Below are 26,749 nucleotides of genomic sequence, written 5' to 3'. Positions count from 1 at the left end.
ACGACGTGGTGTTCGGCGGCGTTCAGGCGCTGAGCGTTGCGGACGTGCTTGTCATCAACCTGCCGGGCGTATGGGGCATCAATCTTCTCGCCTTCTATGCCGCGCTTGCCTTCGGGCCGGGCTGGGGCCTCGCGGCGGCCTATCTCATCCTCGTCAACGGCATCGCCCATGTGGGCATGGCGCTTCGGTTCCGAGGGTATAATCCCGGCCTCGTCACGGGCGCACTCGCCTTCATTCCCTTCGGCGTCCTGAGCCTGCTGCTCATTCCCGCGCGGCCCGTGGAGCATGTGGTGGGGCTCGCGATCTCGCTGGTGATCCACGCGGCGATCATCGTCCGGGTCAAAGCCAATACGCGACAGGCGGTGACGCGCTGATTCCAGCGGCGCCGTCTTTCCTCCCTCCCGAGCCGCGCTCTAGACTGTCCCGAAGACAACATCGGGAGGATCACCGTGAGCCGGGCCATTGTCATCACGGGCGGCAGCCGGGGGATTGGGCGCGCTGCGGCGCTTCAGGCGGGGGCGCGCGGCTGGTCCGTGGCGGTGAATTATGTGCGCGATGCCGCCGCCGCCGAGGAGGTGGTGGCCGGGATCGCGAAGGCCGGCGGCAAGGCCATCGCCGTGCAGGGCGATGTGGCCGAAGAGGCAGACGTGCTGCGCCTGTTCGATGCCGCCGAGACGGCCTTCGGCCCGCTCTCCGGCGTGGTGGTCAATTCCGGCGTCGTCGCGCCGCCGTCCCGTCTGGCGGACATGGATCTCGCCCGTCTGCGGCGCATGTTCGACATCAATCTGCTCGGCGCCATGCTCACGGCCCGCGAGGGTGCCCGCCGGCTGACGCAAGGCGGGTCGATCGTGCTCGTTTCCTCGGCCGCGGCGCGGCTGGGCGGCCCGAACGAATATGTCGACTACGCCGCCTCCAAGGGCGCGCTCGATACGCTGGCCATCGGCCTGTCGAAGGAACTGGGGCCGCAGGGCATCCGGGTGAATTCCATCCGCCCCGGCCTGATCGAGACCGACATCCACGCATCGGGCGGCCAGCCGGATCGGGCGCGGCGTCTCGGCACGTCGGCACCGCTCGGTCGCCCCGGGCGCGCGGATGAAGTGGGCGAAGCCATCGTCTGGCTTCTGAGCGATGCTGCGTCCTATGTCACCGGCAGCATCATGGATGTCACGGGCGGGCGATAGGTCCGCGTGAGACCTCGCCGGACGGTCGTATCGTTGAGGCGATTGGTGCGGGTGGTCGGACTCGAACCGACACTCTGTCACCAGAAACGGATTTTGAGTCCGTCGCGTCTACCAGTTCCGCCACACCCGCATGGAGCCGGCGCAACGCCAGCTCTCCTGTCCTATAAGGCAGGCCCGCTGCAAGTTCCAGAGCCCCACCGGTCGACGGGAGGCGCGCGGAGCGGCTGCCCACATCTTCCCAAAGCTGAGGGCCCTGAAGCACGCGCCGATCAGATGGCATCGCAATCTGATCCGAGCACGCGTTCTCTTTCTCGAGCTCAGAGGGCGATTTGCCGCCCAGATCGATTCACTCCGCTCGGGTTGCGCCCTAAGGTGCAAACATGCTCGGCTTGTCCAGCACCGGCACCCTGGGCGTCTGCGCCTCGCACGCGGCCAGCGTCTTGCCGATCTGAACCGCGGTGTAGATCTTGCCCGCAGCCGGCACGCAGATCCATTCGGCGACGCCGTCCGGCAGGCAGTGGATCAGGCGCTCGCGCCCGTCCGGAAACCGCGTGAAGAGGGCGGCGCGGTTGCGGCGCCAGTCGGGCACGACCTGCTCATAAGTCTTGTGGCAGTCGGCCGCGGAGGCGATCGATTTTTCATAGAAGGTCAGGTCGCCGGCCTGCGCTCCGAGCGGCATAAGACACAGCAGGGCGACGGAGCGGCGCATGGGTCGGTCTCTCCCGATATGGCGCTGACATCCGAGCACAAGCCGGCTCGCGGAGGGAAAATGACACCCAAATGTTCCAGAGCGGGTCTCATGCGTGTGCGCGGCCGTTTATAAGAAGGCATGTCCGCGCCCCTCATCGCCCACATCATACCCTGGACGAATCTGGCTGGCACCGAGCTCGCCACCCTGCGCCTTGCGGAGGCGGCCCGGCGCCTCGGCTATGGGAACGTGCTGTATCTGCCGGAAGGCGACGCGGCCGCACAGCTTGAGGCTCTCTGCCGGGATCACCGGTTTGACACCGCCCGTTTCGCCCAGCCCGAGGTGAGCCTGCGCCGGCCCTGGCCCTATCTTGCAGCCAGCCTTGCCGTGCGGGCGGATTTCCGGCGGCGGGGCGTGCGCATCGTCCATGCGGGCGAACTCCTGGGGGCCTATTTCACCGCTTTCGCCGGTCGCCTTGCCGGTGCGCGGGTGATCAGCCATGTCCGCGCCGACCATCCGCAGATGAACGATCTGGATCGCCTGCTGCTGTGGCCGGTGCAGCATTTCCTCTATGTGTCGAAGAGCGCCATGGGGCGGCAGGATTTTCCGTTGCCGCCGGGGCGCGGCACGGTGCTCTATGATGCGGCGCCGCCCGCGCCGCCGCGGGTGGACCGGGGCGCCGCGCGCGCGCATTACGGCCTGCCGGCGGAGGCGGTCGTCTTCGGCATGCCGGCCCGCGTCAGTCCGCAGAAGGATCATGCGACGCTCATCCGGGCCATGGCGCAGGTGCGCGCCGCCGGGGGCAATGTGCATGTGCTCATCGTGGGGGACACGGACACCGATGCCGGCCATCGGGCGCAGTTCGCCGTGCTGTCCGAGCTGATGCAGGAAACGGGAACCGGGGGCGTCGTCCACTTCGCCGGCTTCGAGGGCGAGATGGCCCGCTTCTACGGCGCCATCGACGGCCTCGTGCTCTCCACCCATACGGAGGGCTTCCCGCTGGTGCTGCTGGAGGCCATGAGCGCCGCTTTGCCGGTGATCGCGACGAACGTGGGCGGCATTCCGGAGGCGGTCGCCGACAGAGAGACCGGGCTCCTCGTGCCACATGAGGATGCGCCGGCACTCGCCGGGGCGCTGCTGCGGCTTGCCGGCGATGCACCCCTGCGCTCAGCCTTTGGCGAAGCGGGGCGGCAGCGGGCGGAGAGCCGCTTCGGAGCCTCCCGCTTCGAGCGCGAGCTCGCCTCCATCTATGCGAGGCTTCTGGAGCCCGCCCGGCCGTGAGGCTTCGGCCGTCGCGGGCCGGAGATGGAAGCGGGTGCCTTCAGCGTCCGTCGTCCGGCCGCAGCGCGCCGTCAGGGGTGAGATAGTCCAGCAGCTTCAGCGTCCGGTCGCCGGTCGCGACCAGTTGCGAGACGATGGTGCGGAAGTGGTGGAAGTCTTCCGCCGAAAGACACTCGAACAGCGTGTCGTTCACCGGTCGCTGCACGGTGGTGAGGTCATCCAGCAGTTGGCCGGCCTTGGGCGTGATGGTGAGCAGCACGCGCCGCCGGTCCTCCGGATTGACCTCCTTCACCACCAGTTCGGCCGCCACCAGCTTGTTCACCTCGATGGTGACGAACGCGCCCGAGAGATGCAGGTGCTCCGCGAGCAGGTTCACGCCTACGCCCCCCTCCCGCCCCTGTAGATGGGCGATAGCGACGAGGATGGTGTATTGCGCGCCCGAGAGCCCGATGAGCGCGCCGAGGCGGCTGCGCACCTCCTGGATGCGCGCGGCGAAGGCCAGCGTGTCATGCACGAGCTGGCGGAAGGCGCGGTCCGAGCCATCCATCAGCAGCTCCGGCCGGGAGACCGTGAGCTGGCCCCGCTCGCCGCGCTGCTCGGGAAGCAGGGCGTCGCCTCGCGTCTGGTCGGCCATGGCCGGTGCACCGGCTGCCATGCCGCGCCGGCGCCGGCCCTGCGCCTTTGAGCCCGGAGCTTCACCCGCCTGTTTCCCCTGCCCCCTGCCTGTCTTGCCCGATCCGTCCACGAAAACCGCCTTGACGTCAGTTTCATAAAAATATTAGCTTTGATTCAAAGGTAAATGGTCGCGATACCGATGGCGGTCACCGTCTGAACCATCTGCCGAAGGCCTTCCGGAATGGACGAAAAGTCTCCTGCATTCGATGCGCGCGCGTTCCGCCGGGCTCTCGGCCATTTCGCCACGGGCGTTGCGGTCGTCACCGCCCGCGCCGGTGAAACGGACGAGGTCGTGGGCATGACCATGAGTTCGTTCAACTCCGTATCGCTCGATCCTCCGCTCGTGCTCTTCAGCGTGGCGCGCTCCGCGCACAGCCTTCCCGCCATGCTGGCGGCGCGCGGCTATGGCGTCAACGTGCTGGCGCGCGATCAGGAGCATCTGTCCAACCGCTTCGCGCGGGCGCTCGAGGACAAGTGGGCAGGCGTCGCCCATACGGCCGGTGTCGAGGATGCGCCGCTGCTGTCCGGCGCCATCGCCCACTTTGAATGCGTGCCCTACGCCCATCATGATGGCGGGGATCATGTGATCTTTCTCGCCCGCGTCGTGCGCTTTGCCCACAGCGAGGAGGCCGAGCCGCTCGTCTTCTTCCGCGGCGCCTATCACGGCGTCGTCGCCAGCTGATTTGCCCAAGAGGACCTTCCATGATCAAGACCGGCCAACAGCATATCGAGAGCCTGCGGGACGGGCGCCAGATCTTCCTGGATGGCGCTCTGGTGGGCGATGCCACCAGCCATCCGGCCTATCGGGGGGCCGTTGCCTCCGTGGGCCGGATGTTCGACTTCCAGAGCGCGCCCGAGAACCGCGAACTCATGACGTTCGAGACGGATACGGGCACGCGGGCCAACAAGATCTGGCAGTTGCCGAAATCTTATGAGGAACTGAAGGCCCGCCGTGCCGGTCTCGTGGCCTGGACCGAGCTGCATGCCGGCTTCCTCGGCCGCGCGCCGGACCACGTGGCCTCCTGCATCGCCGGCATGGCCATGGGCCTCGAGGTGTTCGAGGCCTATGACCCGGCCCGTGCCAAGGCGCTCGCGGATTATTACCGCTACGCCCGCGACAACGACCTCTATCTCACCTACGTCATCATCAATCCGCAGGCGGACCGCTCCAAGAGCGCGGCGCAGCAGCAGGACCCGTTCCTGTCCGCCGGCATCGTGGACCGGGACGCGGAAGGCATCACGGTGCGCGGGGCCAAGATGCTGGCGACCGGCGGCATCATGGCCAACGAGGTGTTCGTCACCTGCATCCAGCCGCTCCAGCCGGGCGACGAGAAGTATGCGCTCTCGTTTGCCATCCCGATGAACACGAAAGGTCTCAAGATCCTCTCGCGCAAGTCGTACGAGGCCGCGAACCCCAGCGTCTTCGACAATCCTTTGTCGAGCCGCTTCGACGAGAACGATGCGGTGCTCTATTTCGACGATGTGAAGGTGCCGTGGGACCGGGTCTTCATCGTCGACAGCATCGAGATGGTGGCCAAGCAGTTCCACGCGACGCCGGCTCACGTCTATCAGAACTACCAGGCGCAGATCCGTCTGGCGGTGAAGCTCAAGTTCCTGCTCGGTGTCGCCCGCCGCATCACCGAGGTGAACGGCACGACCAACTTTCCGCAGGTGCGCGAGACGCTCGGCCAGCTCTCCGCCGAGGCGGCGATGATCGAGGCATTCGTCACCGCCATGGAGGCCAAGGGCGTGCAGCGCGGGCCCTATTTCGTGCCCGACCGCCACACCCTCTATGCGGCGCAGACGCTGAGCCAGCAGCTCTATGGCAAGGTGCTGAACACCCTGCGGGAACTGGCCGGCGGCGGCATGATCATGCTGCCGTCCTCCGTGCAGGATTTCGCCAATCCGGAACTCGCCAACCTCATCGGCAAGACCCAGCAGTCGCCGGCCGCCGACGCCGAGGAGAAGGTGAAGTTCTACAAGCTCGCGTGGGACGCCGTGGGCTCCGAGTTCGCCTCGCGCCATGCCCAGTACGAGATGTTCTATGCCGGCGCCGGCTTCGTGGTGAAGGGCCACGCCTTCCGCACCTATGACTGGGACGGGGCCAAGGCGCTGCTCGACCGCATGCTCGGTTCCTATGCCCTCGCCGACGAGGTCGCTCCGCCCGCGGCGCGCGCCGCCGAATGAGCCCCTGCACCAATCCGTTCTGACCGCCCGAAGGAAGAGCCCACCCCATGGCCATCAACAAAGCCCATGACGAGTTCTACACGCTGGACCTGACCAGCGGCTGGGAAGTGCCGCCCGGTTATCCGGCCGGCATCCAGCAGAAGATCATTTCCGGTGCGCTGGACGAGACCAACAAGCGCGGCTCGCGTACGCGCCTGCTGCGCTTCGATCCCGGCGTCTTCACCACCGCGCCTTTCGTGCACGAATATTGGGAAGAGGTGTTCCTCGTCACCGGCGACCTCACCGTTGGCAATGACGAGAAGGGCGAAGGCGGCGAGTCGTTCCCGCCCTTCACCTATGCCTGCCGCCCGCCGGGCGCCTTCCATGGCCCCTTCAAGTCCGAGAAGGGCTGCATCCTCATGGAGATCCATTACTTCGATCCTGCGTGAGCATGACGGCCTGACGCTTCCGAAACCTCGCCCTCTCCCGTTCGACGGGGGAGGGCGTTTGGCATTTTGGGCCCGGTCTCCCCGCGGGCCCCGTTTCGCGATACACACCCGCACGACGCACCCCGCCTTCCATCCCGGAAATCTCCCATGACCGCTCCGACCCTTGCCAGCCTTGCCGCCGATCTTGCCGCCGGCCGCACCACCTCCCGCGCGCTCGTGGAGGCCTGCCTCGCGCGCATCTCGGATCCGGCGGGTGAGGGGACGCGCGCCTTCATCTCGGTTGCGGGCGAGCAGGCGCGGGCGGCGGCTGACGGGCAGGATGCCTTGCGCCGCGCGGGCGCTGCGCCCTCGCCCTTCGCGGGCATTCCGGTCGCCATCAAGGATCTGTTCGACGTGGCCGGTGAGGTCACCACCTCCGGCTCGAAGGTGCTCGCCTCCAATACACCGGCCACTGCGGATGCGACGGCTGTTGCGCGTTTGCGCAACGCTGGTTTCGTGGTGATCGGCCGCTCGAACATGGTGGAGTTCGCCTATTCGGGGCTCGGCCTCAATCCGCATTACGGCACGCCGAAGAGCCCCTGGAAGCGGGACGAGGGCCGGGTGCCCGGCGGCTCCACCTCCGGCGGCGCGGTCGCGGTCGCCGACGGCTTCGCGCATCTGGCGCTCGGCACGGACACGGGCGGCTCCTGCCGCATTCCGGCGGCCTTCTGCGGCATCACCGGCTACAAGCCCACCGCCAGCCGCGTGCCGCAGGAGGGCTGCCTGCCGCTCTCCCAGAGCCTCGATTCCATCGGACCGCTCGGCCGCTCGGTGGCCTGCTGCGCGGCGGCCGACGCCATCCTGGCCGGCGCGCCGGTCACCGCTCTGGAACCTGCGGACCTGTCTGGCCTGCGTTTCCTCGTGCCCGCCACCGTGGCGCTCGATGCCCTCGATCCGGAAGTCGCGAGCGCCTTCGAGGCGGCGGTGGCCCGCATCTCCAAGGCCGGTGCCCGCATCGTCACGGCGCCGGTGCCGGAGTTCGCCGAGATCGCCGGCATCAATGCCAAGGGCGGCTTCACGGCGGCGGAGAGCTATGCCTGGCACCGCGCTTTGCTGGCGGAAAAGGAGGCGGAGTATGATCCGCGCGTGTCCGTGCGCATCAAGCGCGGCCGCGAGCAGGAGGCGGCGGACTATATCGACATCCTCGCCGCCCGCCGCTCCCTCATCGCCCGCGCCAATGCGCGGATCGCGCCGTTCGATGCGTTGCTGATGCCGACCGTCGCCATTCTGCCGCCGAAGATCGCCGATCTGGCGAGCGACGATGCCGCCTATGCCAAGGCCAATATCCTTTCGCTGCGCAACTGCACGCTGGTGAACATGATCGACGGCTGCGCCATTTCCCTGCCGATCCCGGCACCGGGGGATGCTCCCGTCGGTTTGATGGTGGCGGCGGCAGGCGGCATGGATGCTCGCCTGTTCGCCGTCGCGGCTGGAATTGAGGCCCAGTTTGGAGGCTGATCCTCCTAACGGACGCTTCCATTTCCGCACGCGCGGCCTATAGAGAGCGCCGTAAACCCGTTGGACATTTCGGGGAAGGATTCATCATGACGAAGCCCGCCGTCCGCGTTGCCGTCACCGGCGCCGCCGGTCAAATCTGCTACTCGCTGCTGTTCCGCATCGCCAATGGCGACGTGTACGGCAAGGATCAGCCGGTGATCCTCCAGCTGCTCGACCTGCCCCAGGCGCAGAACGCCGTGAAGGGCGTCGTCATGGAGCTCGAGGATTGCGCCTTCCCGCTGCTCGCGGGCGTGGTCATCACCGACGATCCGAAGGTGGCCTTCAAGGACGTGGACGCGGCCTTCCTCGTGGGCGCCCGCCCGCGCTCGAAGGGCATGGAGCGCGCCGATCTGCTGCTCGCCAATGCCGAGATCTTCAAGGTCCAGGGCGCGGCGCTGAACGAAGTCGCCAAGCGCGACGTGAAGGTGCTGGTGGTCGGCAACCCGGCCAACACCAATGCCTACATCACCGCCAAGTCCGCTCCGGACCTGCCGGCCGGCAACATCACCGCCATGCTGCGCCTCGACCACAACCGCGCGCTCTCGCAGTTCGCGGCCAAGATCGGCGCCAACAGCGCCGACATCGAGAAGCTGGTGGTGTGGGGCAATCACTCCCCGACCATGTTCGCCGACTACCGCTTCGCCACCGTGAAGGGCCAGCCCCTGCCGAAGCTCGTCAATGACGAGGACTGGTATCGCGGCACGCTGATCCCCACCGTCGGCAAGCGCGGCGCGGCCATCATCGAGGCCCGCGGCCTGTCGTCGGCGGCCTCCGCCGCCAACGCCGCCGTCGACCACATGCGCGACTGGATCCACGGCACCAACGGCGGCTGGGTCTCCATGGGCATCGCCTCGGACGGCTCCTATGGCATTCCGGAAGGCATCGTGTTCGGCTTCCCGGCGGTGTGCGCCAACGGCTCCTATGAAGTGGTGAAGGGCCTCGAGATCGACGCCTACGCGCAGTCGATGCTCGACATCACCCTCAAGGAACTGCTCGAGGAGCGCGCCGGCGTCGCCGCCATCGTCGGCTGAGCCGACGCCATCAGGCGCCGGCGTCTGTCGGCGTACATTTCGAGCCCCGCCAGTGATCTGGCGGGGTTTTTCTTTGCGCGGTCGGCGGAGGGGCTCAGGCTGCCGGGCGAGGAGCCTCCGGTGCCGCGTCGTTGGACGGGGCCGGCAAAGGATCGGTGGCGGCTGCGGCTTCGGCCTCCGCAGGCTCGGTATCGGTACTGTGGCAGGCCGCGCGCACGTCCACCTCCAGGCCGAGGAACGCGCCCTCCGTGCCGCTGAAGCTGCCGCTGATCGGAATGGCCTGGCGCGGATCGCGCACCACGGCGACCCGCACCAGATGGTCCGTGCCGACCAGCGCATTGGTAGGATCGAAGTCGATCCAGCCCGCGCCCGGCAGATAGACCTCCGCCCAGGCGTGGGTCGCGCCCGCCCCCTGGAAGGCATCGCCCGCCAGCGGATCCAGTTGCGGCGTATAGAGATAGCCGGTGACGAAGCGCGCGGCGAAGCCCAGCTCCCGCACCGTCTCCATGAACAGCAGCGCGAAGTCGCGGCACGTGCCGCTGCCGAGCCGCAGGGTGTCGGCGGGAGCCTGCGTGCCTTCTTCATAGCGGGCCTGATAGGCAAAGCGCTCCTTGATGGCGCCGTTGATGGCCATCAGGAGGTCCAGCGTGTCGCGGGTGCCGCTCTCGGGCAGGAAGGATCGGGCGAACGCTTCCACTGCCCCATCGTCGGGATAATGACGCGCCGCCGGCAAGGCGATATCGAGCCGGTCGTCGCTGGAATAGACGAAGGGATAGGACGCCGCCTCGCGGGCGATCAGATCCTGAAGCGCCGGCACCGGATAGATTTCGAGTTCCAGCGTGCTCTCGATGCGCAGCTCCGCGCCCGGCTCCTGGAAATCGGCGAGGCCGATGGAATTGCCGAAGACGTCATAGACATACTTCACTTCCGCGGGGGGCGAGAGGGTCATCCGGGCATCGAGGAGGCGCAGGCCGTGGCTGTCGCGCGGGCGCAGCATCAGGCGATGCGTGCCGAAGCTGACCGGCTCCGCATAGCGGTAAAGAGTCTTGTGCTCGACCGTGAGACGGCGCATGGGAACTCCTCAGGGTTGTGGTTGGGGCCGGCTTCGTGCATGGGGCATGAAAAGAACGGCCCCGGCAAGCCGGGACCGTCTCAGGAGCCGGCGCGTGTGCCGGCCATATCGTCGGGCGTTACGGAGCCTGCTTAAAGTGTGCGGCTGCTGCCGCGGCGCAGGAAGCCCATCACCGCAGAGATGAGGAACAGCACGATCGCCACGTAGAAGATGATCTTGGCGATCTCGATGGCGGTGCCGGCGACGGCGGTGAAGCCGAGGACGGCGGCGATGATGGCGACGACGAGGAACGTCAGAGCCCAGCTCAGCATGTTTCGATCTCCTGTTCGGCACGGACCCGCTCGCGCGGGGCGCGGCGGTTGAAGAAAGAACAGGTGCGCACCTCCTCGCGGCGCGGCGCCATGCGGCGCCGGGAGGGGGCGGCGGTGCCGTGTCCCTTCCCTCGCAACCTGTGCCGAAGGAACCATCGGACCGGGGATCGGGTTCCCCTCGCGACACTTGACCAAAGCTTGCAGAAGAAGGTTTGGACACGCGGAACAAAGTGCGAGGTGCCGCGTTTCACTACAACTGTATGGTAAAGGAGGTCGCCATGACCGCATCGCGCAGCACGGAACGGGACGGTCAGTCCCAGACGGGCGCCGCGACCCGCGATCAGGTCGCGTCCGCGCCGCGGGGTATCCCGCACGGATACGACCAGAGCGAATTCGCGCCGGAGCAGGCGGATCGCGACTTCGGTCGCGTGCGCCGCAGCCGGGAGGCGGACGAGGAGCGGCGTCACCTGCGCCTCGCCGATGCCGCCATTGGTGGACGGACCCGCCACGTGGAGCAGGGCGAGGAAAAGTGGGACACCGATGACGAACTGCGCGTTGACGGCGCGTCCCGTCTCTACAAGGATTGAGCAGATGGCCGGCACGCAGGAACGCGCTCCCTCTGGCGCTCGTTCTCAGGGCTGGGCCCGAGCGTTGACGCGCGGGGCAGCGGCTCTGAGCCGCGATGCTGGAGCAGGCGAGCAGTCATCATGCGCAGACAGCGCCCGGATCTTCCAATGACGCAGGATCACAATGAGGCAGGCCGCATGAAGGCCCCGAACCGGCGAGACATTTCCGCCCGGCAGGATCTGCTGGGGAAGGAACTGCGTGAACTCTTCGATGACTATACGCACGAAGACATGCCCGACGAGCTGCTGAAGCTCGCGGCCCAGCTTCAGGGCGCATTCGAGGCCGGCCGCAAGCCTGACGTGCCGGCGACCGCTCCAGCGGCGTCGCCGACGCCTTCGGACACGCCCCAAGCGCCCGTCTCTTCCGAAGACGCATCGAGCCGCTCCGACACCGTCTGAGCGCCTTCCCCTTTCCGACGTCGGAAAGCCGGCGACGCGATTGCGTCGGCCGGCTTTTGTGCGTCTTGCCGGTGGTGACGCGGCCGGCAGAAGGGCGACGGCAATTTTCTCTTCACCGGCTCTGTTTGCAGATCGCCTGCCTCAATGCCCGCTCTAACTTCCTGTCTGGCAGGACCGGCCTGAAATTCTGATCAGGCAAAAAAAAAGCGGCCGCCCGATGGGGCGGCCGCTTTTTTCATTCTTTCAGGCTGCGGCTCAGCTGCGTGCGGCGGAGAGGGCCAGGGCGTCGGTTTCCACCACGTCGGCGGTGGCGTCAGCGCCCATGAGCACCAGAAGCTTGGCGCGGGCGCGGTTGACGCGGCTCTTGATGGTGCCGAGGGCGCAGCCGCAGACTTCGGCGGCTTCCTCATAGGACAGGCCGGCGGCCCCGACGAGGATGAGCGCTTCGCGCTGGTCGCTCGGCAGTTCCTCCAGGGCCGACTTCAGGGTCTTGAGCGTGACCGCCCATTCCTGCGCCGGACCCATGTTGGTGTCCTGCTGGGCAAGCGTCGACATGCCGTCGTTCTCGCGGCGGCGCTTGCGGATCTCGGTGTAATAGGTGTTGCGCAGGATGGTGAAGAGCCACGCCCGGAGGTTGGTGCCGGGGTCGAACTTGTCGATGTTCGACAAGGCCTTCAGCAGCGTCTCCTGCACGAGGTCGTCAGCCTCGGTGCGGTTCCGTGTCAGCGAGCGGGCGAAGGCGCGCAGGGCCGGCAGGAATTCGAGCACCTGCGTGCGCAGCTCGGCCGCTTCCGTCCCGTCGGTCTTCTGAGGCAAATCCATGGGGAGTCCGATGTCCGCTTCCTCTGGATGATACATGCCTGTCCCCAGCCGCAAACGCGGCCGTCCTTGGCTTCCGGGCGGAAGATGGTCCGCCGGATCGCGGCTGGGACAGCCACGTTATCCCTTCGTGAAAGGCCTAACGCCTGCGTTGCGGATCTGGTTCCATCGGGCGGTATGACTCCGCGTGCCTCAGGAGCGCTGCGGATTGTTTCCGGAGTGGGACGCCTGGCCGCCTTTCTGGCCGGCCTGCGATGCAAGCGAGCGGTCGCGCGAGAAACTGCGGTCCTCGTCCGCCACGCTCTGTCCCCCCTTGCGACCGGCAGAGGACGCCAGCTCGCGGTTCTGAGAAAAACTGCGCTTTTCGGCCGGAACGCTCTCGCCGCCCTTGCGCGCGATGGCCCTCTGCTTTTCGGCATCCATGGCCGCAAAGCCGCGCTTGGAACCTCCCTTGCGTGCGTCTCCCATCGTCCTGAACTCCTGGATCATGCCTCAAAGCCTGTGCGGCTCTGAGGGCACAACGGAGGATTGGCCCTCCGGTTCCGATGCGGGAGAGGCGGGGAAACGGCGCGTGATCAGGCAGATGGGGGCTGGGGCGCCGCGTGCGCCGCGGCAACGATCCAGCGGGCGAAGGCGGTGACGGCTCCACCCCCAGCCTTCGCCTCGGGATAGACGACGTAATAGGCCTTGTCGCTGCACATGGGCCGGTCGAACGGCAGGACCAGCCGGCCTTGCGCCACCTCCTCCTCCACGAAGAAGCGCGGCACCAGCCCGACGCCAAGCCCGGCGGCGGCCGCCTCCGCGATCATGGTGAACTGCTCGAAGCGCGGGCCGCGGAAAGGGGAGGGGTGGCTCGCCCCCGCCAAGGCCAGCCATTCGTCCCACAGATGCGGCCGCGTGGTCTGTTGCAGGAGGACGACGCCCGCCAGCCGCTCCGGCCGGTCGAGCGCGTGGCGGTCCCGGAAGGCGGGACTGCATACCGGCACCACCTCCTCGTCCATCAGATGCTCGCAGATGGCTCCGGGCCAGACCGGATCGCCGTAATGGATGGCGGCATCGAGCGGCTCGGCGGCGAAGTCGAAGGGCGCGATGCGCGAGATGAAATTGATGGTGATGTCCGGGAAGCGGGCGAGGAAGTCCGGCAGCCGCGGCATCAGCCAGCGGGTGGCGAAGGTGGGGAGCACCGCAAGCTGGATGCTGCCGGCGCCGCCCGCATAGGTCATGGCCCGCTGTGTGGCGTCCGAAAGCGCCTGGAGCAGCGGCCGGATCTCCGCGAGATAGAGCCGCCCTCCATCGGTCAGCACCACGCGCTGGCGCACGCGCTCGAACAGGTCGAGCCCGATCTGCTCCTCCAGATGACGGATCTGCCGGCTCACCGCGCCCTGGGTCAGGTGCAGTTCGGCCGCCGCGCGGGAGAAGGACTGATGCCGCGCCGCCGCCTCGAAGGCCGTGAGGGTGGAAATGGACGGCAGGAAGCGATGGCGCACGCGATCATTCCGAAAGCTCATGACCTCCTGACAACTTATCGCTTGGCAACCCCGTGGTTCAAAGAAATTCTCGGCCCCGCCCGCGCGACCTTCATGCGCCGCCATGATATGGCGATGCCAACGACGGTTGCCGGCGCCGAAGGCGGCCCGACAGACCGTCACGGCCTCATCCTTTTCCGAACGGGAGCTTCCGCATGTCCACTTTTCCCCGCCCCGGCACCCTTGCCGCGGAAGCCCGCGCGCTGCTCGACCGCCTCGGCGTGCCCGCCGCCGCCCTCTCCGGTTCCCTGTCCGTCCGCTCGCCGCTGACCGGCGAGACCATTGCCTCCATCGCCGAGACCGATGCCGCCGGCGCCACCGCCGCCATCGGGCAGGCGCATGAGGCCTTCCTCGCCTGGCGCGCCATTCCCGGCCCGCGCCGGGGCGAGCTGGTGCGCCTGCTGGGCGAGGAACTGCGCGCGTCCAAGGCCGATCTCGGCCGCCTCGTCACCATCGAGGCCGGCAAGATCACCTCCGAGGGCCTCGGCGAAGTACAGGAGATGATCGACATCTGCGATTATGCGGTCGGCCTCTCCCGCCAGCTTCAGGGCCTCACCATCGCCACCGAGCGCCCGGACCATCGCATGATGGAGACGTGGCACCCCATCGGCGTGGTGGGCGTCATCTCCGCCTTCAACTTCCCTGTGGCCGTGTGGTCGTGGAACGCCGCGCTCGCCTTCGTCTGCGGCGACAGCGTGGTGTGGAAGCCCTCCGAGAAGACCCCGCTCACGGCGCTGGCCGTGCAGGCCATCTTCGAGAAGGCATGCGCCCGCTTTGGCGGCGTGCCGGCCGGTCTCTCCACGTTGCTCATCGGCGGCAAGGCGGTGGGTGAGGCGCTGGTGGATGACAAGCGGGTGCCCGTCGTCTCCGCCACCGGCTCGACCGCCATGGGCCGCGCCGTCGGCCCTCGGCTCGCGGCCCGTTTCGCGCGTCCGATCCTCGAACTCGGCGGCAACAATGCCGCCATTGTCTGCCCGAGCGCGGACCTCGATCTCGCGGTGCGCGCCATTGCCTTCGCCGCCATGGGCACCGCCGGCCAGCGCTGCACCACGCTGCGGAGGCTCATCGTGCACGAGAGCATTTATGACGCGCTGCTGGCGCGCCTGAAGCCCGCCTATGCCTCCGTGAAGGTGGGTGACCCCGGCGCGGAAGGCACGCTCATCGGCCCGCTGGTCGATGCCGCCGCTTTCGCGGGCATGCAGCGGGCGCTGGAGGCGGCCAAGGCACAGGGCGGCACCGTCACCGGCGGCGCGCGCGTGACGGCCGAGGGCCTGCCGGAGGCCTATTATGTGCGCCCGGCGCTGGTGGAGATGCCCGGCCAGACCGAGGTGGTGAAGGAAGAGACCTTCGCCCCCATCCTCTATGTGATGCGCTACAGCGACTTCGATGCGGCGATCGCGCTCCAGAACGACGTGCCGCAGGGCCTCTCCTCGTCCATTTTCACCAACGACCTGCGCGAGGCGGAGCGTTTCGTCTCGGTGACGGGTTCGGACTGCGGCATCGCCAATGTGAACATCGGCCCCTCGGGCGCCGAGATCGGCGGCGCGTTCGGCGGCGAGAAGGAGACGGGCGGCGGCCGCGAGGCAGGCTCGGATTCCTGGAAGGCCTACATGCGCCGGGCCACCAACACCGTGAATTACGGCCGCACCCTGCCGCTGGCGCAGGGCGTGACCTTCGACGTGGGCTGAGGCCCTTTGGCCGGCGGGCATCCGTCCGCCGGCCTTCCCGCGACCCCAGAGATTTCCGGACAGGACGAGACAATCATGAGCGAGCCGAAGCCCCGCACCGGCGGTCAGCTGATCGTGGACCAGCTCAAGGCGCAGGGCGTCGAGCGCATCACCTGCGTGCCCGGCGAGAGCTATCTGGCCGTGTTGGACGCGCTGCATGATGCGGCCATCGACGTGCTGGTGTGCCGCAACGAGGGCGGCGCGGCCATGATGGCGGATGCCTATGGCAAGCTCACCGGCCGTCCCGGCATCTGCTTCGTCACCCGTGGCCCCGGCGCCACCAATGCCTCCCACGGCCTGCACATCGCGGCGCAGGATTCCACGCCCCTCATCCTGTTCGTGGGGCAGGTGGAGCGCGGGATGCGCGAGCGCGAGGCGTTCCAGGAGCTGGATTATCGCGGCGCCTTCGGCTCCATCGCCAAATGGGCGGTGGAGATCGACGATCCCGCCCGCATCCCGGAGATCGTCGCCCGCGCCTTCCGCGTGGCCATGCAGGGCCGTCCCGGTCCGGTGGTCATCGCGCTGCCCGAGGACGTGCTGATCGAGACCGCCAGCGTCCCCGATGCGCCTTATGTGGCGCCCGCGGAGAGCTATCCGCATCCGGCCGACATGGCCCGCTTCGCCGAACTGCTGGAAGGCGCCGAGCGCCCGCTCATGATCCTCGGCGGCAGCCGCTGGACCGATGAGGCGCAGGCCGGCCTCATCGCCTTCTCCGAGCGCTATAGCCTGCCGGTCGCCACCTCCTTCCGGCGCGGCCACCTTTTCCCCTCCGACCATCCCAATTATGCGGGCGACGTGGGCATCGGCCCCAATCCGAAGCTCGCCAAGCGCGTGAAGGAAGCGGACGTCCTCATCCTGCTCGGCGCCCGCATGTCGGAGATGCCGTCCTCCTCCTACACGCTCATCGACATTCCGGCCCCGCGCCAGCGCCTCGTGCACATCCATCCGGGCGCGGAGGAACTGGGCAAGGTCTATCAGCCTGAGATCGCCATCGAGGCCTCGCCCGCCGGTTTCGCAAAGGCGCTGGCGGACCTTTCACCCGGCCAGACGCCCCGCTGGGCGCAGGACACGGCGACCGCGCATTCCGATTATCTCGCCTGGACCGAGACGCCCGCCACGCTGCCCGGCGCCTTCCAGTATGGCGAAGCCATGCTCCATCTGCGCAACACGCTGCCGCCCGAGGCCATCGTGTGCAACGGCGCCGGCAATTACGCCACCTGGCTCCATCGCTACTATCGCCTGCGCAAGCGGGGCACGCAGCTCGCGCCGACCTCGGGCTCCATGGGCTATGGCGTGCCGGCCGCCATCATGGCCAAGCGCCACAAGCCGGACGTGCCGGTGGTCGCCTTTGCGGGCGATGGCTGCTTCCTCATGAACGGGCAGGAGTTCGCCACCGCCGTCCAGTATGGCATCCCGCTCATCGTGGTGGTGGTGGACAATGGCATGTACGGCACCATCCGCATGCACCAGGAACGCGAATATCCCGGTCGCATCTCGGCGACCAAGCTGAAGAATCCGGACTTCGCCGCTTATGCCCGCGCCTTCGGCGGCCATGGCGAGACGGTGGAACGTACCGAGGACTTCGCCCCCGCCTTCGCCCGCGCGCAGGCGAGCGGCCTGCCGGCCATCCTGCATTGCAAGCTCGATCCCGAGGCGATCACCCCGGCCACCACGCTCACCGCCATCCGCACCGCGGCGCTGGAGCGGCAGGCGCAATAGGGCGCGCCAGGCGGAGGAGGCATTACCCCCCCTCCCAACCCTCCCCCGCAAGCGGGAAGGGCTTTTCGCCCGACAAACAGGTGCGGCGCTCAGGGATCCGTGACCATTCTCCCTCCCCTTGCGGGGGAGGGCTGGGGAGAGGGTAAGACCCTCTCCGATCTTCGACAGGTATGAGAGACGATGGCCGACCTGAATTTCGATGTGGTGATCGTCGGCGGCGCGGCGGTGGGTTCGTCCGTCGCCTATCACCTCGCCGCCAATCCGGACTTTCAGGGCTCCGTCCTGGTGCTGGAGAAGGATCCCACCTACCAGCGCTGCGCTTCGGCTCTCTCGGCAGCCTCCATCCGTCAGCAGTATTCCACCGCGATCAATGTGGAAATCTCGCTCTATGGCATCACCTTCCTGCGCGAGATCGGCGCGCGGCTGGAGGTGGAGGGCGAGCGGCCGGACATCGGCCTGCATGAGGGCGGCTACCTTTTCCTCGCGACGCCTGAGGGGCGTCCGGCGCTGGAAGCCGGCCATGCCATTCAGCAGCGCCTCGGCGCGGACATCGCCTTCCTGGAGTCGGAGCCGCTGAAGGCGACCTTCCCCTGGCTTGCCACGGAGGATCTCGCCGCCGGCTGCTATGGCCGCTCGGGCGAAGGCTGGTTCGATGGCTATGGGCTCTTGCAGGCCTTCCGCCGCAAGGCGCGGTCGCTGGGCGTCACCTACATGGCCGCCGAGGCGGCGGGCGTTGAGCGCGAGGGCGATCGCGTTACCGCTGTCCTGCTCGCGGACGGCACCCGCGTCGCCTGCGGCGCGGTGGTGAATGCGGCGGGCGCCGGCGGCCCGGCGCTGGCCAAGGCGGCGGGCATCGAGATCCCGGTGCACAACAAGAAGCGGATGATCTTCACCTTCCGCTGCGCCGATCCGGTCGAGCGCTGCCCATTGGTGATCGACCCCACCGGCGTCTACTGGCGCCCCGAGGGCGAGGGCTTCCTGTGCGGCCTCGCGCCGCCGGACGAGGAAGATCCGGACAGCTTCGAATTCGAGGTGGAGCACGCTTTCTTCGAGGAGCGCATCTGGCCGGTGCTCGCCACCCGCGTGCCGGCCTTTGAGCGCATCCGTCCCGGCCGGGCCTGGGCGGGGCATTACGACATGAATGCCTTCGACCATAACGCCATCGTCGGGCCGGCGCCGGAACTCAGGAATTTTCATTTCGCCAATGGCTTCAGCGGCCACGGTCTGCAGCAGTCCCCCGCCATCGGGCGCGGCATCAGCGAACTGATCGCCTACGGCCGCTTCACGACGCTCGATCTGTCACCGCTTCGGTTTGCCCGCATGGCCGAACAGGACCCGGTGCTGGAACTGAAGGTCGTCTGAGCGGCGGGCCGAGCAGCCGTTCATAGAGTGCTGCGACATTGCGCTGGTAGGCCGTGTCGCTGAACAGGGCTTCCACCCGTGCGCGGCCCGCGCGGCCCATGCGGACGGCAGTCGCCGGATCATCGGCAAGGGTGAAGAGGGCATCCGCCAGCGGCTGGGGTTGCAGGCGCGGCACGAGGAAGCCGGTGGTGCCGTGCTCCACCACTTCCGGAATGCCGCTGACGGCGGTCGCGACCACCGGCCGGCCGGCGGCCATCGCTTCCATCAGCACCAGCGGCAGCCCCTCGAAATGGGTTGAGAGCACCTTCACGTCGATGGCGGCGTAGAAGCGCTCCATGTTCATCTCGAGGCCCGCGAAGGTGACGAGATGGCGGGTGCCGGTCAGGTGCAGGGCGGCCTCCAGCTGGGCCACATAGTCCCGCGCCGAAGGGGCATCGTGATTGCCCACCAGCAGCACGCGAAGATGGGGCGAGCGGGCAGCGAGCATCTGTACGGCCCGCACCAGCGTCTCGTGATCCTTCTGCACATGAAAGCGCGCGGCCATGCCGACGACGAAGGCGTCGTGGGGCAGGCCGTACTGGGCGCGGGCGGTGGCCCGATCAAGATCCGGGCGTGGCAGCGGCACGCCGTCATAGAGCACTTCAGCCTGATCGGGCTGATGGGCAATGGTGCCCGCATCCATGGTGTTGCGGGAGACGAACACATAGCGCTGCACGGGTTTCAGCAGCGTGCGCTCCTGCCGGCTCTGCTCCGGCTGGTCGCAGCGCACGTGGCTGACGACGCGCGCCCCGGCGAGGCGCCCGGCGAGAGCCGAGAAATAGGCCGCGGTGACGTCGCTGCAATGGACGAGGTCCACCCGCCGGCGGGCAAAGGACGCGGCGAGGGACAGCACATTGGCGCCATAGCGCCACGGCCGGCGCCGCTCGGGCGGAACCTGCGCATAGCGGATGATCGGGAAGCCATAAGATGAGGCGAACGCCTCGAAAGTATCCGTGCCCGGCCCGGACGGTACATAGATCACATTGGCATAGCCGGCTTCACGCGAGACTTCGGCCAGCCTCAGCGTGGCGATCTCCGTGCCTGCAATGTTGGCCCAAGGTAAGATATGGGCGATGACCGGCGTGCGCATTCTTCTAGGGTACGCCCAAGTCGCCGTCGCACAAGTCATTCCTTGCGGCCTTTTCCGGCCGAGTTGTAACGCTCTTTTCTGACGTGTTTCCGAGTTTTTCTTATCTTGCGCGGGGCTTGCACGCTCGGCGGCCGGGCACCGCAATCGCGCGGCGCGGACGTCTCACGCCCCGCGCCGCGCGTGAAGGAGAGGTCAGCCGCGGCCGACGAAGGGCATCTTGGTGGCCATCACGGTGATGAACTGCACATTGGCCTCGAGCGGGAGGCTCGCCATATAGACCACCGCATCCGCCACGTGCTTCACGTCCATCACCGGCTCGGCGCGCATGGTGCCGTCGGCCTGGAGCACGCCGGTCTTCATGCGCTGGGCCATCTCCGTGTCGGCATTGCCGATGTCGATCTGGCCGCAGGCGATGTCGTAGGCCCGGCCGTCCAGCGAGGTGGAGCGGGTGAGGCCGGTGATGGCATGCTTGGTGGCGGTGTAGGGCGCCGAGAAGGGGCGCGGCGCCTCGGAAGAGACCGAGCCGTTGTTGATGATGCGGCCGCCGCGCGGGTCCTGGTCCTTCATGATGCGGAAGGCTTCCTGCGTGCAGAGGAAGGGGCCGGTCAGGTTGGTGTCGACCACCTTCTTCCATTCCGCCACCGTGAGGTCTTCGAGCGGAATGGCCGGGGCGCCCGTGCCGGCATTGTTGAACAGCAGGTCGAGCCGCCCGAAGCGCTCGCGCACCTGCGCGAACAGGGCCGCGACCTCGTCCGCATTCGTGACGTCGGTCGGCACGGCGAGGGCTTCGCCGCCGATCTCCTTGGCCACCGCGTCAAGCGCATCGGCGCGGCGGCCGGCGAGCGCGACGGAATATCCGGCTTCCGCGAGCGCGAGGGCGACGGCCTTGCCGACACCGGAACCTGCACCGGTCACAAGGGCCACTTTGCGTGTCATGGGCTTTTCCTCCTAATCGATTTAAGGAGAAGGGATATCCGAGTTGCGGCCGCCTGCGAAGCTCTGGCCGGAGCAATTTTTAAGTACGCCCGGACAGCAAAAGGCCCGCCTCAACGGTAGGTTGGGCGGGCCTTGAACTACGTGGGCCGATGGTCAGTCGGAGGCGCGGGCGGCGAGCGCGTCGAAGTCGATATAATGGCCCGCGCGGTCGCGCTTGGAGGCGAGATAGCGCACGTTCTCCGCGGTCGGCCGGCCGAGCACGCGGCGGTCCCCCGCCACCTCGATGCCGGCGGCCTTGAGCGCGGCGATCTTCTGCGGATTGTTGGTGAGGATCTCCACCGCCGTCACGCCGAGCTGGCGCAGCATCTCGGCCGCGAAGTCGAAGCGCCGCTGGTCGAGGTCGAAGCCGAGCGCGGCATCCGCCTCATAAGTGTCGAAGCCCTGGGACTGAAGGTGATAGGCCTTCATCTTGTTGGCAATGCCGTTGCCCCGGCCTTCCTGGTCCAGATAGAGCAGGATGCCGCCGCTGGAGCGCGCCATGCGTTGCACCGTGTCGCGCAACTGGTCGCCGCAATCGCACTTCAGGCTGCCGAAGAGGTCGCCCGTGAGGCAGGCCGAATGCAGGCGCACCGGCACGGGGCCGGACAGGTCGGGCTTGCCGACCACGATGGCCACCTGATCGCGCAGGCCTTCGCCGCCGCGGAAGACGACGAATTCGGTATCGAGTGCGCCTTCGAGCGGCACGGGCGCGCGGCCCACGACACGCAGACTGCGGACCTGCGACGCGCGGAAATCGTCGATCTCGGTCTTGGTCACGCGCATCAGATGCGGCAACGCGCTGGCGGAGACCGGCGCCACGATGGCGGCCGGAAGCACGAGCGCGAAGCCAAGCAGATGCAGCACCGCGACGTCGAGGGTGGTGGCAAGAGCGACCGGGGCGTCGATGCGCCCGTCGATCCGTAGTGCCAGGGTTTCGATGCGGGCGAGGTCCACATCTGGCAGAGCGATCGTGCCGGCGGAGGACCGCGGCGCGCCGATGCGGGTGAGGCGCGGAGCCGGCAGAACGAGCCGTGTCAGGCCTTGCCCAACCGCCGCAAAGCCCTGGGCGATGTTGGCATCCAGTGCCTCCACGCCGATGGCGAGCAACTCCTGCCCCTGATCCTCAAGGACGACCGGGCGGCCGGAACGCAATTCCGCGATGGCGCGCTCGACTGCCGTCTGCGTGGCACCAAAGGAGAGACCGGGAATTTCCACAGTGGGAGACATGAGAGCCTCACGATACGCCGAATTGCAGAGCTTTGACAGAGGAACTGTCGATTTCACCTAAAAATTACGCCGCCGGTCAAAATTTACGATGGAATGACGTGTATTCCATCCGTGGTGACCACCGTTCCGTAACCTTGATAAGCGTGGCAGGTTCCGTTTCGCCGCGCACAGACCCTTTACGATGAGGCTCAGCTCATGGATGACAGCATCGAGGATTTGGGGACGCTGTTCGCGGAACTCAATGCCTCGCCCCAGTTTGTCATCGGACAATTGGGCCAGTCGCTGGACGGGCGCATCGCGCTGCCCTCGGGGGAATCCAAATATATCAACGGGGCCAGTGGCCTCGACCACATCCACCGCATCCGCGCGATGGTGGATGCGGTGCTGGTGGGCGTCGGCACGGTCATTGCCGACGATCCGCAGCTGAACGTACGCCGCGTGCCCGGACGCGATCCGGCGCGCGTGGTCCTCGATCCCAACGGCCGCCTGCCGGCAAGCGCCCGCTGTCTGCAGAACGACGGCGCGCGGCGGCTGGTGGTCCGCCGCCCCTCGGCGGCGGGCGCGCTGCCGGACGGGGTCGAGCGGGTGGAAGTCGAGGGGACGGGGGCGCTTGATCCGGCGGCGGTGGTCGCCGCCTTGCGGGCGCGGGGGCTGAAGCGCATCCTCGTGGAAGGCGGGCCGCGCACGCTGTCAGCCTTCCTGGATGGAGGCGCCATCGACCACTTTCACATCATCGTGTCCCCGGTCATTCTCGGCAGCGGGCGCACCGGGCTGGATCTGAAGCCCATAACGGGGCTTTCGGCGGCGCTGCGCCCAACGACGCGCGTGCATGTTTTCCCGGATGGAGATGTCCTGTTCGCCTGCGACCTGCGTCGGCGAGCGGGTGGGGAGGGGAGGCAGGACCATGCCCATCGAGACCTATGCCCGGCCGGCTAGGTGGATCCACTGGCTCACCGCGCTTGCGGTGCTGTTCGTCATCCCCGCCGGCTTCATCATGATGAACATGCCGTCTGGACCGGGGCAGGATCGCCTGTTCGACCTGCATCGCTCCGTGGGCACGCTCATTCTCGCGCTGGCGGTGCTGCGGGTGGCGGTGCGGATCGCCTTCGGCGCGCCGCCCCGTCCGCCGGGCCTTCCGGACTGGCAATGGCGGATCGCCAATTTCACTCACCATCTGCTCTATGCGCTGATCTTCGTGATGCCGCTGCTCGGCTGGGCGGCGTCATCCGCCTTCGGTGCCTCGGTGAGCGTGTTCGGCCTCTTCACGCTTCCGAACCTCGTGCCGAAGAACGAGGCCATGTCGGAGGTCTATGGCGGCGCCCACGAGACGCTCGCCTTCCTGATGTGCGCGCTCCTCGCCGCCCATATCGGCGCGGCCCTTTATCACGGTTTCGTGAAGCGCGATGGCGTGCTGGGCCGCATGGCGCCCTGGCTGGAGCGCTGAACGGCTTCAGCCCCGCGTGGCGAGAAGGTCCAGATGGCCGATCCGGCAGGATCGAGCTCCTCGGCGGGCCTGTGCCCAAGCGTCTGCGCCGTTGGGCGAGACCGTTCCGCTCTCCGCTGCTGCGCCTGCCGTGCCTGCTGCCAGTGCGGCGATGAGGGCGGCGTCGGCCGGCGAAGTCCCGTCCAGCAGCCAGGGGCTGGGCGCGCTGCGCGCCTGATAGCCGAGGCGGCCGAAGGCCTCCGCGAGGAGAGCCGTCGCATCATTGCCGGCGGCGGGGCCGAACCCCTTGTCCCGCGCCTGGTCGGCGTGGAAGCCGGCGGTGATGGCGGCGTCGTCCGGGTGCGGCGGCTGCCAGTCATCGGCACCGTCGCAGGTCAGCACGGTGAAGAAGTCCGCCCCTGTCTGCGCCACCACATCCGCAAAGCGGGGGATCCAGTCTGCCGAGACGAGATCGAAGAAGGCGGCGGCGGTGACGAGATGGGGCGTCTGCGCCCCGATCACCTCGGGCGCCCGCGCCAGATCGGCCTCGCGGAAACGGACATGCAGGGCGCGCCCGTCCTTCGTGAGCCGCAGGCCGTCATCGGCCTCGCTCGCATCATCGGCCCATGCGCGGAGTTGCCGCCGCGCTTCCGCGAGCAGCGCCGGATCGTAATCGACGAGGGTCCAGTGCTGTTCGCGCCCCAGCAGCGGGGCGGTGGCGCGCAGGTTCGAGCCGGTGCCGGCGCCGATGTCCGTCACCCGCAGCGGGGTGGTCTGCCCGAAGCGGGCGGAGAGGGCGGCGGCGAGATCGCCATTGCGGGCGCGGTGATCCGCCGGCTCGCGCAGGGCGAGCCAGTCGGCGGAGAAGCCGGTCATGGCGTCGGGCTCCGGGAAGCTTGCTTGAGGGCCTGGGCGATGGTGCGGGCGGTGTCGTCCCAGCCGGGCAGGCGGGCGCCGGCCTCCGCTGCGGCGTCCGCGAGGCGCAGACGGGCGGACCGGTCAGAGAGAAGCGCCCGCAGGGCAGCAGTGAGGGCTGGCGTGTCGCCGGGCGGCACCTTCACGGCCGACCCGTCCGGGACCGTATCGCCCGCTGCGCCCCCGGTGCTCGCGATCATGGGCAGGCCGCGCCGCAGGGCATCCGCCAGCACCATGCCATAGCCCTCATAGAGCGCCGCATGGACGAAGAGATCGCAGCCGGCATAGGCCGCCTCCAGCGCCTCGGCCGGGACCGCGCCCGCGAGCCGGATGCGGTGGCCGAGGCCGTGCGCGGCGATGAGGCTGCGGACCTCCGCCACCGTCTGCGGCGCGAAATCGAGGGAGCCGATGAAGGTGGCGGTCCAGCCGAGATCGGCGACCCCCGCGAGGGCAGCGACCAGCCCCGCATAATTCTTGCGCGGGATCACCGAGCCGATGGCGAGGATATGCGGCGGCTCGCCCTGCGCCACCGCGCGCGGAGCCGGCGCGACACCGGGCTCCGCAATGCTGAGGCGATCGGGGGGAACGCCGTAATTTGCGACGAGATCGCGCCCCGTCGCCGCGCTGGTGGCAATGACACCGGCACAGATGGCCAGCGCCTCCCGCTCGCTTGCCTCCAGCGCCGCCTGCTGCTCCGGGCTCAGCCCCGCCTCGCGGGCGAGGGGGTGATGGATCAGCGCGACGATCCGCCGGCCGCTGGCGTTGAGAAGATCGACCGGCATCGCCCCGAGCGCGAGGCCATCGACGAACAGGAGAGCATCCGCGGGCGTTTCGCCGAGAAGCCGGGCCGTCTCGGCCAGATCACTCGCCGCCGGAAAGGGGAACGCGCGCGGCAGCGCGAGCGGCTTCACATCGACGCCGTGGCCGGGCAGGGCGCGCAGCACCGCGCGGTCATAGGCATAGCCGCCGGTGGGCGTGTCGAGATCGCCGGGAAAGGCGAGAACCGCCTTCATCAAGCGATGGGGCCCTCGAACCAGGCGCGGGCGGCGTGGGATTCGTGCAGCGTCACCCGCAGGCGGCAGAGCCTGTCGCCGCCGGTGCCGAGCGCACCGGTGCGGGCGGCCTCGGCCATGGCGTCGAAGATGTGCTTGGCGAGCACCTCGGTGGTGCTGTTGATGTCGGCGAAGGCGGGCACCTCGTCGAGATTGCGGTAGTTCAGCGGCCCGAGCACCGCTTTGAGGGCCTCCGTCGCGCGGCCGATGTCCACCACCACGCCTTCCTCGGTGAGCCGTTCGCTCATGAAGGCCACGTCTACCACGAAGGTTGCTCCATGGAGGGCCTGGGCGGGCCCGAAGAGATCCCCTTTGAAGCTGTGCGCGATCATGATGTGGTCGCGCACTTCCACGGCGAACAGGGAGGCTGGGCTGGACACGGCGAACTCCTCGGGCGGTCAGGCGTAGCGGACGACGGTGGCGACGCCCTGCGGATCGTCTCCCAGAATACGCGCCAGAGCGCCGGGCAGATCGGCAAAGGCGACGTCTTCGGTGATGAGCGCGTCGAGGCGCGGGTCCGCCAGAAGGTCCAGGGCCTTGGCGAGCCGCCGCTTGTGCGGCCAGCGGGGCGCGCGGGCGGCGGGCACGGCGCCCACCTGCGAAGAGATGAGCCGCAAGCGCTTGGCGTGGAAGCTGCCGCCGAGGCCGACGGTCACCGCCTTGTCGCCATACCAGCTCACTTCCACGAGGCTCGCCTCCGTGGCGCAGCAGGAGAGAGCGGCGCAGAGCCCCTCCGAGCTGGCGCTGGTGTGGAACACCACGTCCGCTTCTCTCACGGCCTGCGTGCAGGCGGCGAAATGCGCGCCGAAGGAGCCCGCGATGGCGCCGCGCGCGGGGTCTGGGTCCACCGCCGTCACCTCCGCGCCGGGCAACTGCGCCGCGAGATAGGTGATGAGCAGGCCGACGAGACCGACCCCCACCACGACGATGCGGTCGCCGGCGCCAGCGCCGCTGTCCCACAGGGCGTTGAGTGCGGTTTCCATGTTGGCGGCGAGCGTCGCCCGGCGGGGCGGAACGGTCTCCGGAATGGGGAGGACGTCGTCAGCCTGGACGATGAAGCGGTCCTGATGGGGGTGGAGCACGAAGACGTGACGACCGAGGAAGCGCTGCGGCCCCTCCACGACACGGCCGACCGCGCAATAGCCGTACTTTACCGGGAAGGGGAATTCACCGTCCTGCATGGGCGCGCGCATGCGCTCGCTGTGGTCGGGTCCGACGAGCCCGGCGAACACCAGCCGCTCGGTGCCACGGCTCAGCGCGCTCCAGCGGGTTTCCACCAGCAGTTCGCCCTCGCCGCGCCGGGGCAGCGTCTCGGTCCGCACATCCGCACGCTGCGGGCCGACGTACCAGAGGGCAGTCGCCGTGGCGCCAACTTGAGCCGAGCTTTCACGGGTGGATTGTGCTTCCATCCGTTGGTCTTCTTGAGCATATCGCGTCACACCACACCCCACGACTGCGCA

General features: G+C 68.2%; 29 protein-coding genes and 1 tRNA gene (1 of these 30 only partly in view). 15 read left to right on the top strand and 15 right to left on the bottom strand.

What is annotated here, in order from left to right:
- Both AZC_RS21515 and AZC_RS21510 read left to right on the top strand, forming a co-directional pair.
- Positions 1–374, top strand: the 3' portion of a protein-coding gene (locus AZC_RS21515; protein ID WP_043879702.1) for an HXXEE domain-containing protein. It extends 184 nt beyond the left edge of the window; 374 of the gene's 558 nt are visible here — the last part of the coding sequence; its start codon lies off the left edge, out of view; it ends in the stop codon at positions 372–374.
- 69 nt (positions 375–443) lie between these two features.
- Positions 444–1,181, top strand: coding sequence for an SDR family oxidoreductase (locus AZC_RS21510; protein ID WP_420794837.1), 738 nt, complete (start codon positions 444–446; stop codon positions 1,179–1,181).
- Between the two features lie 43 nt (positions 1,182–1,224).
- Here AZC_RS21510 and AZC_RS21505 read toward each other — a convergent pair.
- Positions 1,225–1,311: transfer RNA gene (locus tag AZC_RS21505), tRNA-Leu, on the bottom strand.
- A 237-nt stretch (positions 1,312–1,548) separates the two neighbouring features.
- Positions 1,549–1,890 (bottom strand): hypothetical protein, encoded by a 342-nt coding sequence (locus AZC_RS21500; protein ID WP_043879701.1) that lies wholly within the window; start codon positions 1,888–1,890, stop codon positions 1,549–1,551.
- 120 nt (positions 1,891–2,010) lie between these two features.
- Between AZC_RS21500 and AZC_RS24575 the strand changes: the two genes are divergently transcribed.
- Positions 2,011–3,150 carry a glycosyltransferase gene (locus AZC_RS24575; RefSeq protein ID WP_012172712.1) on the top strand — a complete coding sequence of 380 codons (1,140 nt, stop codon included), beginning with the start codon at positions 2,011–2,013 and terminating at the stop codon, positions 3,148–3,150.
- Between the two features lie 40 nt (positions 3,151–3,190).
- On the opposite strand, the gene AZC_RS21490 is transcribed toward AZC_RS24575, so the two are convergent.
- On the bottom strand, positions 3,191–3,784 hold the full coding sequence (locus AZC_RS21490; protein ID WP_043880605.1) for a MarR family winged helix-turn-helix transcriptional regulator: 594 nt from the start codon (positions 3,782–3,784) through the stop codon (positions 3,191–3,193).
- Positions 3,785–4,006: 222 nt separating this feature from the next.
- Between AZC_RS21490 and AZC_RS21485 the strand changes: the two genes are divergently transcribed.
- The 5 genes from AZC_RS21485 to AZC_RS21465 all read left to right on the top strand — a co-directional run bounded on the left by AZC_RS21485 (position 4,007) and on the right by AZC_RS21465 (position 9,007).
- The gene (locus tag AZC_RS21485) at positions 4,007–4,507 is read left to right on the top strand and encodes a flavin reductase family protein (protein WP_012172710.1); all 501 of its coding nucleotides are present in this window, start codon (positions 4,007–4,009) and stop codon (positions 4,505–4,507) included.
- A 20-nt stretch (positions 4,508–4,527) separates the two neighbouring features.
- Positions 4,528–6,012: a 4-hydroxyphenylacetate 3-hydroxylase family protein gene (locus AZC_RS21480; protein ID WP_012172709.1), complete on the top strand. Its 1,485-nt coding sequence runs from the start codon at positions 4,528–4,530 to the stop codon at positions 6,010–6,012.
- Positions 6,013–6,059: 47 nt separating this feature from the next.
- The gene (locus AZC_RS21475) at positions 6,060–6,440 is read left to right on the top strand and encodes a cupin domain-containing protein (RefSeq protein ID WP_012172708.1); all 381 of its coding nucleotides are present in this window, start codon (positions 6,060–6,062) and stop codon (positions 6,438–6,440) included.
- Between the two features lie 147 nt (positions 6,441–6,587).
- Positions 6,588–7,937 carry an amidase gene (locus AZC_RS21470; RefSeq protein WP_012172707.1) on the top strand — a complete coding sequence of 450 codons (1,350 nt, stop codon included), beginning with the start codon at positions 6,588–6,590 and terminating at the stop codon, positions 7,935–7,937.
- An 86-nt stretch (positions 7,938–8,023) separates the two neighbouring features.
- Complete coding sequence (locus AZC_RS21465; protein ID WP_012172706.1) at positions 8,024–9,007, top strand: malate dehydrogenase; 984 nt, start codon at positions 8,024–8,026, stop codon at positions 9,005–9,007.
- Between the two features lie 94 nt (positions 9,008–9,101).
- Here AZC_RS21465 and AZC_RS21460 read toward each other — a convergent pair whose 3' ends face one another.
- Positions 9,102–10,079, bottom strand: a complete 978-nt coding sequence (locus tag AZC_RS21460) for a transglutaminase family protein (protein ID WP_012172705.1) — start codon at positions 10,077–10,079, stop codon at positions 9,102–9,104.
- 131 nt (positions 10,080–10,210) lie between these two features.
- Positions 10,211–10,390, bottom strand: coding sequence for a DUF1328 domain-containing protein (locus AZC_RS21455; protein WP_012172704.1), 180 nt, complete (start codon positions 10,388–10,390; stop codon positions 10,211–10,213).
- A gap of 278 nt (positions 10,391–10,668) precedes the next feature.
- Here AZC_RS21455 and AZC_RS21450 point away from each other — a divergent pair, with 278 nt between their 5' ends.
- Together AZC_RS21450 and AZC_RS21445 are read left to right on the top strand one after the other, a co-directional pair.
- Entirely contained in the window at positions 10,669–10,977 is a 309-nt protein-coding gene (locus AZC_RS21450; RefSeq protein ID WP_043879700.1) for a hypothetical protein, read from the top strand.
- A gap of 147 nt (positions 10,978–11,124) precedes the next feature.
- A complete protein-coding gene (locus AZC_RS21445; protein ID WP_043879699.1) occupies positions 11,125–11,415 on the top strand; it encodes a hypothetical protein in 291 nt (96 codons plus the stop codon).
- A gap of 255 nt (positions 11,416–11,670) precedes the next feature.
- Here the strand turns inward: AZC_RS21445 and AZC_RS21440 are convergent, their stop codons facing one another.
- From AZC_RS21440 to AZC_RS21430, 3 genes are all read right to left on the bottom strand, one after another.
- Positions 11,671–12,237, bottom strand: coding sequence for a sigma-70 family RNA polymerase sigma factor (locus tag AZC_RS21440; RefSeq protein WP_043880604.1), 567 nt, complete (start codon positions 12,235–12,237; stop codon positions 11,671–11,673).
- 189 nt (positions 12,238–12,426) lie between these two features.
- Complete coding sequence (locus AZC_RS21435) at positions 12,427–12,702, bottom strand: general stress protein (protein WP_043879698.1); 276 nt, start codon at positions 12,700–12,702, stop codon at positions 12,427–12,429.
- A gap of 107 nt (positions 12,703–12,809) precedes the next feature.
- Complete coding sequence (locus tag AZC_RS21430; RefSeq protein ID WP_043879697.1) at positions 12,810–13,742, bottom strand: LysR family transcriptional regulator; 933 nt, start codon at positions 13,740–13,742, stop codon at positions 12,810–12,812.
- Between the two features lie 173 nt (positions 13,743–13,915).
- On the opposite strand from AZC_RS21430, the gene AZC_RS21425 reads away from it, so the two are divergent.
- From AZC_RS21425 to AZC_RS21415, 3 genes are all read left to right on the top strand, one after another.
- Positions 13,916–15,448 carry an L-piperidine-6-carboxylate dehydrogenase gene (locus tag AZC_RS21425; RefSeq protein WP_012172697.1) on the top strand — a complete coding sequence of 511 codons (1,533 nt, stop codon included), beginning with the start codon at positions 13,916–13,918 and terminating at the stop codon, positions 15,446–15,448.
- A gap of 75 nt (positions 15,449–15,523) precedes the next feature.
- Positions 15,524–17,206, top strand: coding sequence for a thiamine pyrophosphate-binding protein (locus AZC_RS21420; protein ID WP_043879696.1), 1,683 nt, complete (start codon positions 15,524–15,526; stop codon positions 17,204–17,206).
- A 180-nt stretch (positions 17,207–17,386) separates the two neighbouring features.
- Positions 17,387–18,568: an NAD(P)/FAD-dependent oxidoreductase gene (locus AZC_RS21415; RefSeq protein ID WP_012172695.1), complete on the top strand. Its 1,182-nt coding sequence runs from the start codon at positions 17,387–17,389 to the stop codon at positions 18,566–18,568.
- Here the strand turns inward: AZC_RS21415 and AZC_RS24570 are convergent.
- The 3 genes from AZC_RS24570 to ribA all read right to left on the bottom strand — a co-directional run bounded on the left by AZC_RS24570 (position 18,489) and on the right by ribA (position 21,899).
- On the bottom strand, positions 18,489–19,697 hold the full coding sequence (locus AZC_RS24570) for a glycosyltransferase (RefSeq protein ID WP_052286035.1): 1,209 nt from the start codon (positions 19,695–19,697) through the stop codon (positions 18,489–18,491). The genes AZC_RS21415 and AZC_RS24570 overlap by 80 nt on opposite strands.
- A gap of 192 nt (positions 19,698–19,889) precedes the next feature.
- Complete coding sequence (locus AZC_RS21405) at positions 19,890–20,633, bottom strand: SDR family oxidoreductase (RefSeq protein WP_012172693.1); 744 nt, start codon at positions 20,631–20,633, stop codon at positions 19,890–19,892.
- Positions 20,634–20,786: 153 nt separating this feature from the next.
- Positions 20,787–21,899 (bottom strand): GTP cyclohydrolase II RibA, encoded by a 1,113-nt coding sequence (ribA, locus tag AZC_RS21400; protein WP_012172692.1) that lies wholly within the window; start codon positions 21,897–21,899, stop codon positions 20,787–20,789.
- A gap of 195 nt (positions 21,900–22,094) precedes the next feature.
- On the opposite strand from ribA, the gene AZC_RS21395 reads away from it, so the two are divergent.
- Both AZC_RS21395 and AZC_RS21390 read left to right on the top strand, forming a co-directional pair.
- Positions 22,095–22,835 (top strand): RibD family protein, encoded by a 741-nt coding sequence (locus tag AZC_RS21395; RefSeq protein ID WP_012172691.1) that lies wholly within the window; start codon positions 22,095–22,097, stop codon positions 22,833–22,835.
- A complete protein-coding gene (locus AZC_RS21390) occupies positions 22,804–23,343 on the top strand; it encodes a cytochrome b (RefSeq protein WP_043879695.1) in 540 nt (179 codons plus the stop codon). The genes AZC_RS21395 and AZC_RS21390 overlap by 32 nt, the downstream gene beginning before the upstream one ends.
- 6 nt (positions 23,344–23,349) lie before the next feature.
- Here the strand turns inward: AZC_RS21390 and AZC_RS21385 are convergent, their stop codons facing one another.
- The 4 genes from AZC_RS21385 to AZC_RS21370 are packed head-to-tail and all read right to left on the bottom strand — an operon-like array spanning position 23,350 to position 26,698.
- Positions 23,350–24,198, bottom strand: coding sequence for a class I SAM-dependent methyltransferase (locus AZC_RS21385; protein ID WP_012172689.1), 849 nt, complete (start codon positions 24,196–24,198; stop codon positions 23,350–23,352).
- The gene (locus AZC_RS21380; RefSeq protein WP_043879694.1) at positions 24,195–25,250 is read right to left on the bottom strand and encodes a glycosyltransferase family 4 protein; all 1,056 of its coding nucleotides are present in this window, start codon (positions 25,248–25,250) and stop codon (positions 24,195–24,197) included. Before AZC_RS21380 ends, AZC_RS21385 begins: the two co-directional genes overlap by 4 nt.
- Positions 25,250–25,651, bottom strand: a complete 402-nt coding sequence (locus tag AZC_RS21375; RefSeq protein ID WP_043880602.1) for a 6-pyruvoyl trahydropterin synthase family protein — start codon at positions 25,649–25,651, stop codon at positions 25,250–25,252. The genes AZC_RS21380 and AZC_RS21375 overlap by 1 nt, the downstream gene beginning before the upstream one ends.
- Before the next feature lie 36 nt (positions 25,652–25,687).
- A complete protein-coding gene (locus AZC_RS21370; protein WP_012172686.1) occupies positions 25,688–26,698 on the bottom strand; it encodes a zinc-dependent alcohol dehydrogenase in 1,011 nt (336 codons plus the stop codon).
- Positions 26,699–26,749: the final 51 nt, after the last annotated feature.

The organism is Azorhizobium caulinodans ORS 571, assembly GCF_000010525.1.
GTDB lineage: Bacteria > Pseudomonadota > Alphaproteobacteria > Rhizobiales > Xanthobacteraceae > Azorhizobium > Azorhizobium caulinodans.
The sequence above is the reverse complement of the archived record's forward strand: the minus strand, read 5'-3'. Positions and strand labels throughout refer to the sequence as shown.

Bases quoted from the DNA above. Each gene is read 5' to 3' on its own strand.
- AZC_RS21500 (WP_043879701.1), bottom strand. From the start codon at position 1,890: ATGCGCCGCTCCGTCGCCCTGCTGTGTCTTATGCCGCTCGGAGCGCAG.
- AZC_RS24575 (WP_012172712.1), top strand. From the start codon at position 2,011: ATGTCCGCGCCCCTCATCGCCCACATCATACCCTGGACGAATCTGGCT.
- AZC_RS21490 (WP_043880605.1), bottom strand. From the start codon at position 3,784: ATGGCCGACCAGACGCGAGGCGACGCCCTGCTTCCCGAGCAGCGCGGC.
- AZC_RS21485 (WP_012172710.1), top strand. From the start codon at position 4,007: ATGGACGAAAAGTCTCCTGCATTCGATGCGCGCGCGTTCCGCCGGGCT.
- AZC_RS21480 (WP_012172709.1), top strand. From the start codon at position 4,528: ATGATCAAGACCGGCCAACAGCATATCGAGAGCCTGCGGGACGGGCGC.
- AZC_RS21475 (WP_012172708.1), top strand. From the start codon at position 6,060: ATGGCCATCAACAAAGCCCATGACGAGTTCTACACGCTGGACCTGACC.
- AZC_RS21470 (WP_012172707.1), top strand. From the start codon at position 6,588: ATGACCGCTCCGACCCTTGCCAGCCTTGCCGCCGATCTTGCCGCCGGC.
- AZC_RS21465 (WP_012172706.1), top strand. From the start codon at position 8,024: ATGACGAAGCCCGCCGTCCGCGTTGCCGTCACCGGCGCCGCCGGTCAA.
- AZC_RS21460 (WP_012172705.1), bottom strand. From the start codon at position 10,079: ATGCGCCGTCTCACGGTCGAGCACAAGACTCTTTACCGCTATGCGGAG.
- AZC_RS21455 (WP_012172704.1), bottom strand. From the start codon at position 10,390: ATGCTGAGCTGGGCTCTGACGTTCCTCGTCGTCGCCATCATCGCCGCC.
- AZC_RS21450 (WP_043879700.1), top strand. From the start codon at position 10,669: ATGACCGCATCGCGCAGCACGGAACGGGACGGTCAGTCCCAGACGGGC.
- AZC_RS21445 (WP_043879699.1), top strand. From the start codon at position 11,125: ATGACGCAGGATCACAATGAGGCAGGCCGCATGAAGGCCCCGAACCGG.
- AZC_RS21440 (WP_043880604.1), bottom strand. From the start codon at position 12,237: ATGGATTTGCCTCAGAAGACCGACGGGACGGAAGCGGCCGAGCTGCGC.
- AZC_RS21435 (WP_043879698.1), bottom strand. From the start codon at position 12,702: ATGGGAGACGCACGCAAGGGAGGTTCCAAGCGCGGCTTTGCGGCCATG.
- AZC_RS21430 (WP_043879697.1), bottom strand. From the start codon at position 13,742: ATGAGCTTTCGGAATGATCGCGTGCGCCATCGCTTCCTGCCGTCCATT.
- AZC_RS21425 (WP_012172697.1), top strand. From the start codon at position 13,916: ATGTCCACTTTTCCCCGCCCCGGCACCCTTGCCGCGGAAGCCCGCGCG.
- AZC_RS21420 (WP_043879696.1), top strand. From the start codon at position 15,524: ATGAGCGAGCCGAAGCCCCGCACCGGCGGTCAGCTGATCGTGGACCAG.
- AZC_RS21415 (WP_012172695.1), top strand. From the start codon at position 17,387: ATGGCCGACCTGAATTTCGATGTGGTGATCGTCGGCGGCGCGGCGGTG.
- AZC_RS24570 (WP_052286035.1), bottom strand. From the start codon at position 19,697: ATGCGCACGCCGGTCATCGCCCATATCTTACCTTGGGCCAACATTGCA.
- AZC_RS21405 (WP_012172693.1), bottom strand. From the start codon at position 20,633: ATGACACGCAAAGTGGCCCTTGTGACCGGTGCAGGTTCCGGTGTCGGC.
- ribA (WP_012172692.1), bottom strand. From the start codon at position 21,899: ATGTCTCCCACTGTGGAAATTCCCGGTCTCTCCTTTGGTGCCACGCAG.
- AZC_RS21395 (WP_012172691.1), top strand. From the start codon at position 22,095: ATGGATGACAGCATCGAGGATTTGGGGACGCTGTTCGCGGAACTCAAT.
- AZC_RS21390 (WP_043879695.1), top strand. From the start codon at position 22,804: ATGCCCATCGAGACCTATGCCCGGCCGGCTAGGTGGATCCACTGGCTC.
- AZC_RS21385 (WP_012172689.1), bottom strand. From the start codon at position 24,198: ATGACCGGCTTCTCCGCCGACTGGCTCGCCCTGCGCGAGCCGGCGGAT.
- AZC_RS21380 (WP_043879694.1), bottom strand. From the start codon at position 25,250: ATGAAGGCGGTTCTCGCCTTTCCCGGCGATCTCGACACGCCCACCGGC.
- AZC_RS21370 (WP_012172686.1), bottom strand. From the start codon at position 26,698: ATGGAAGCACAATCCACCCGTGAAAGCTCGGCTCAAGTTGGCGCCACG.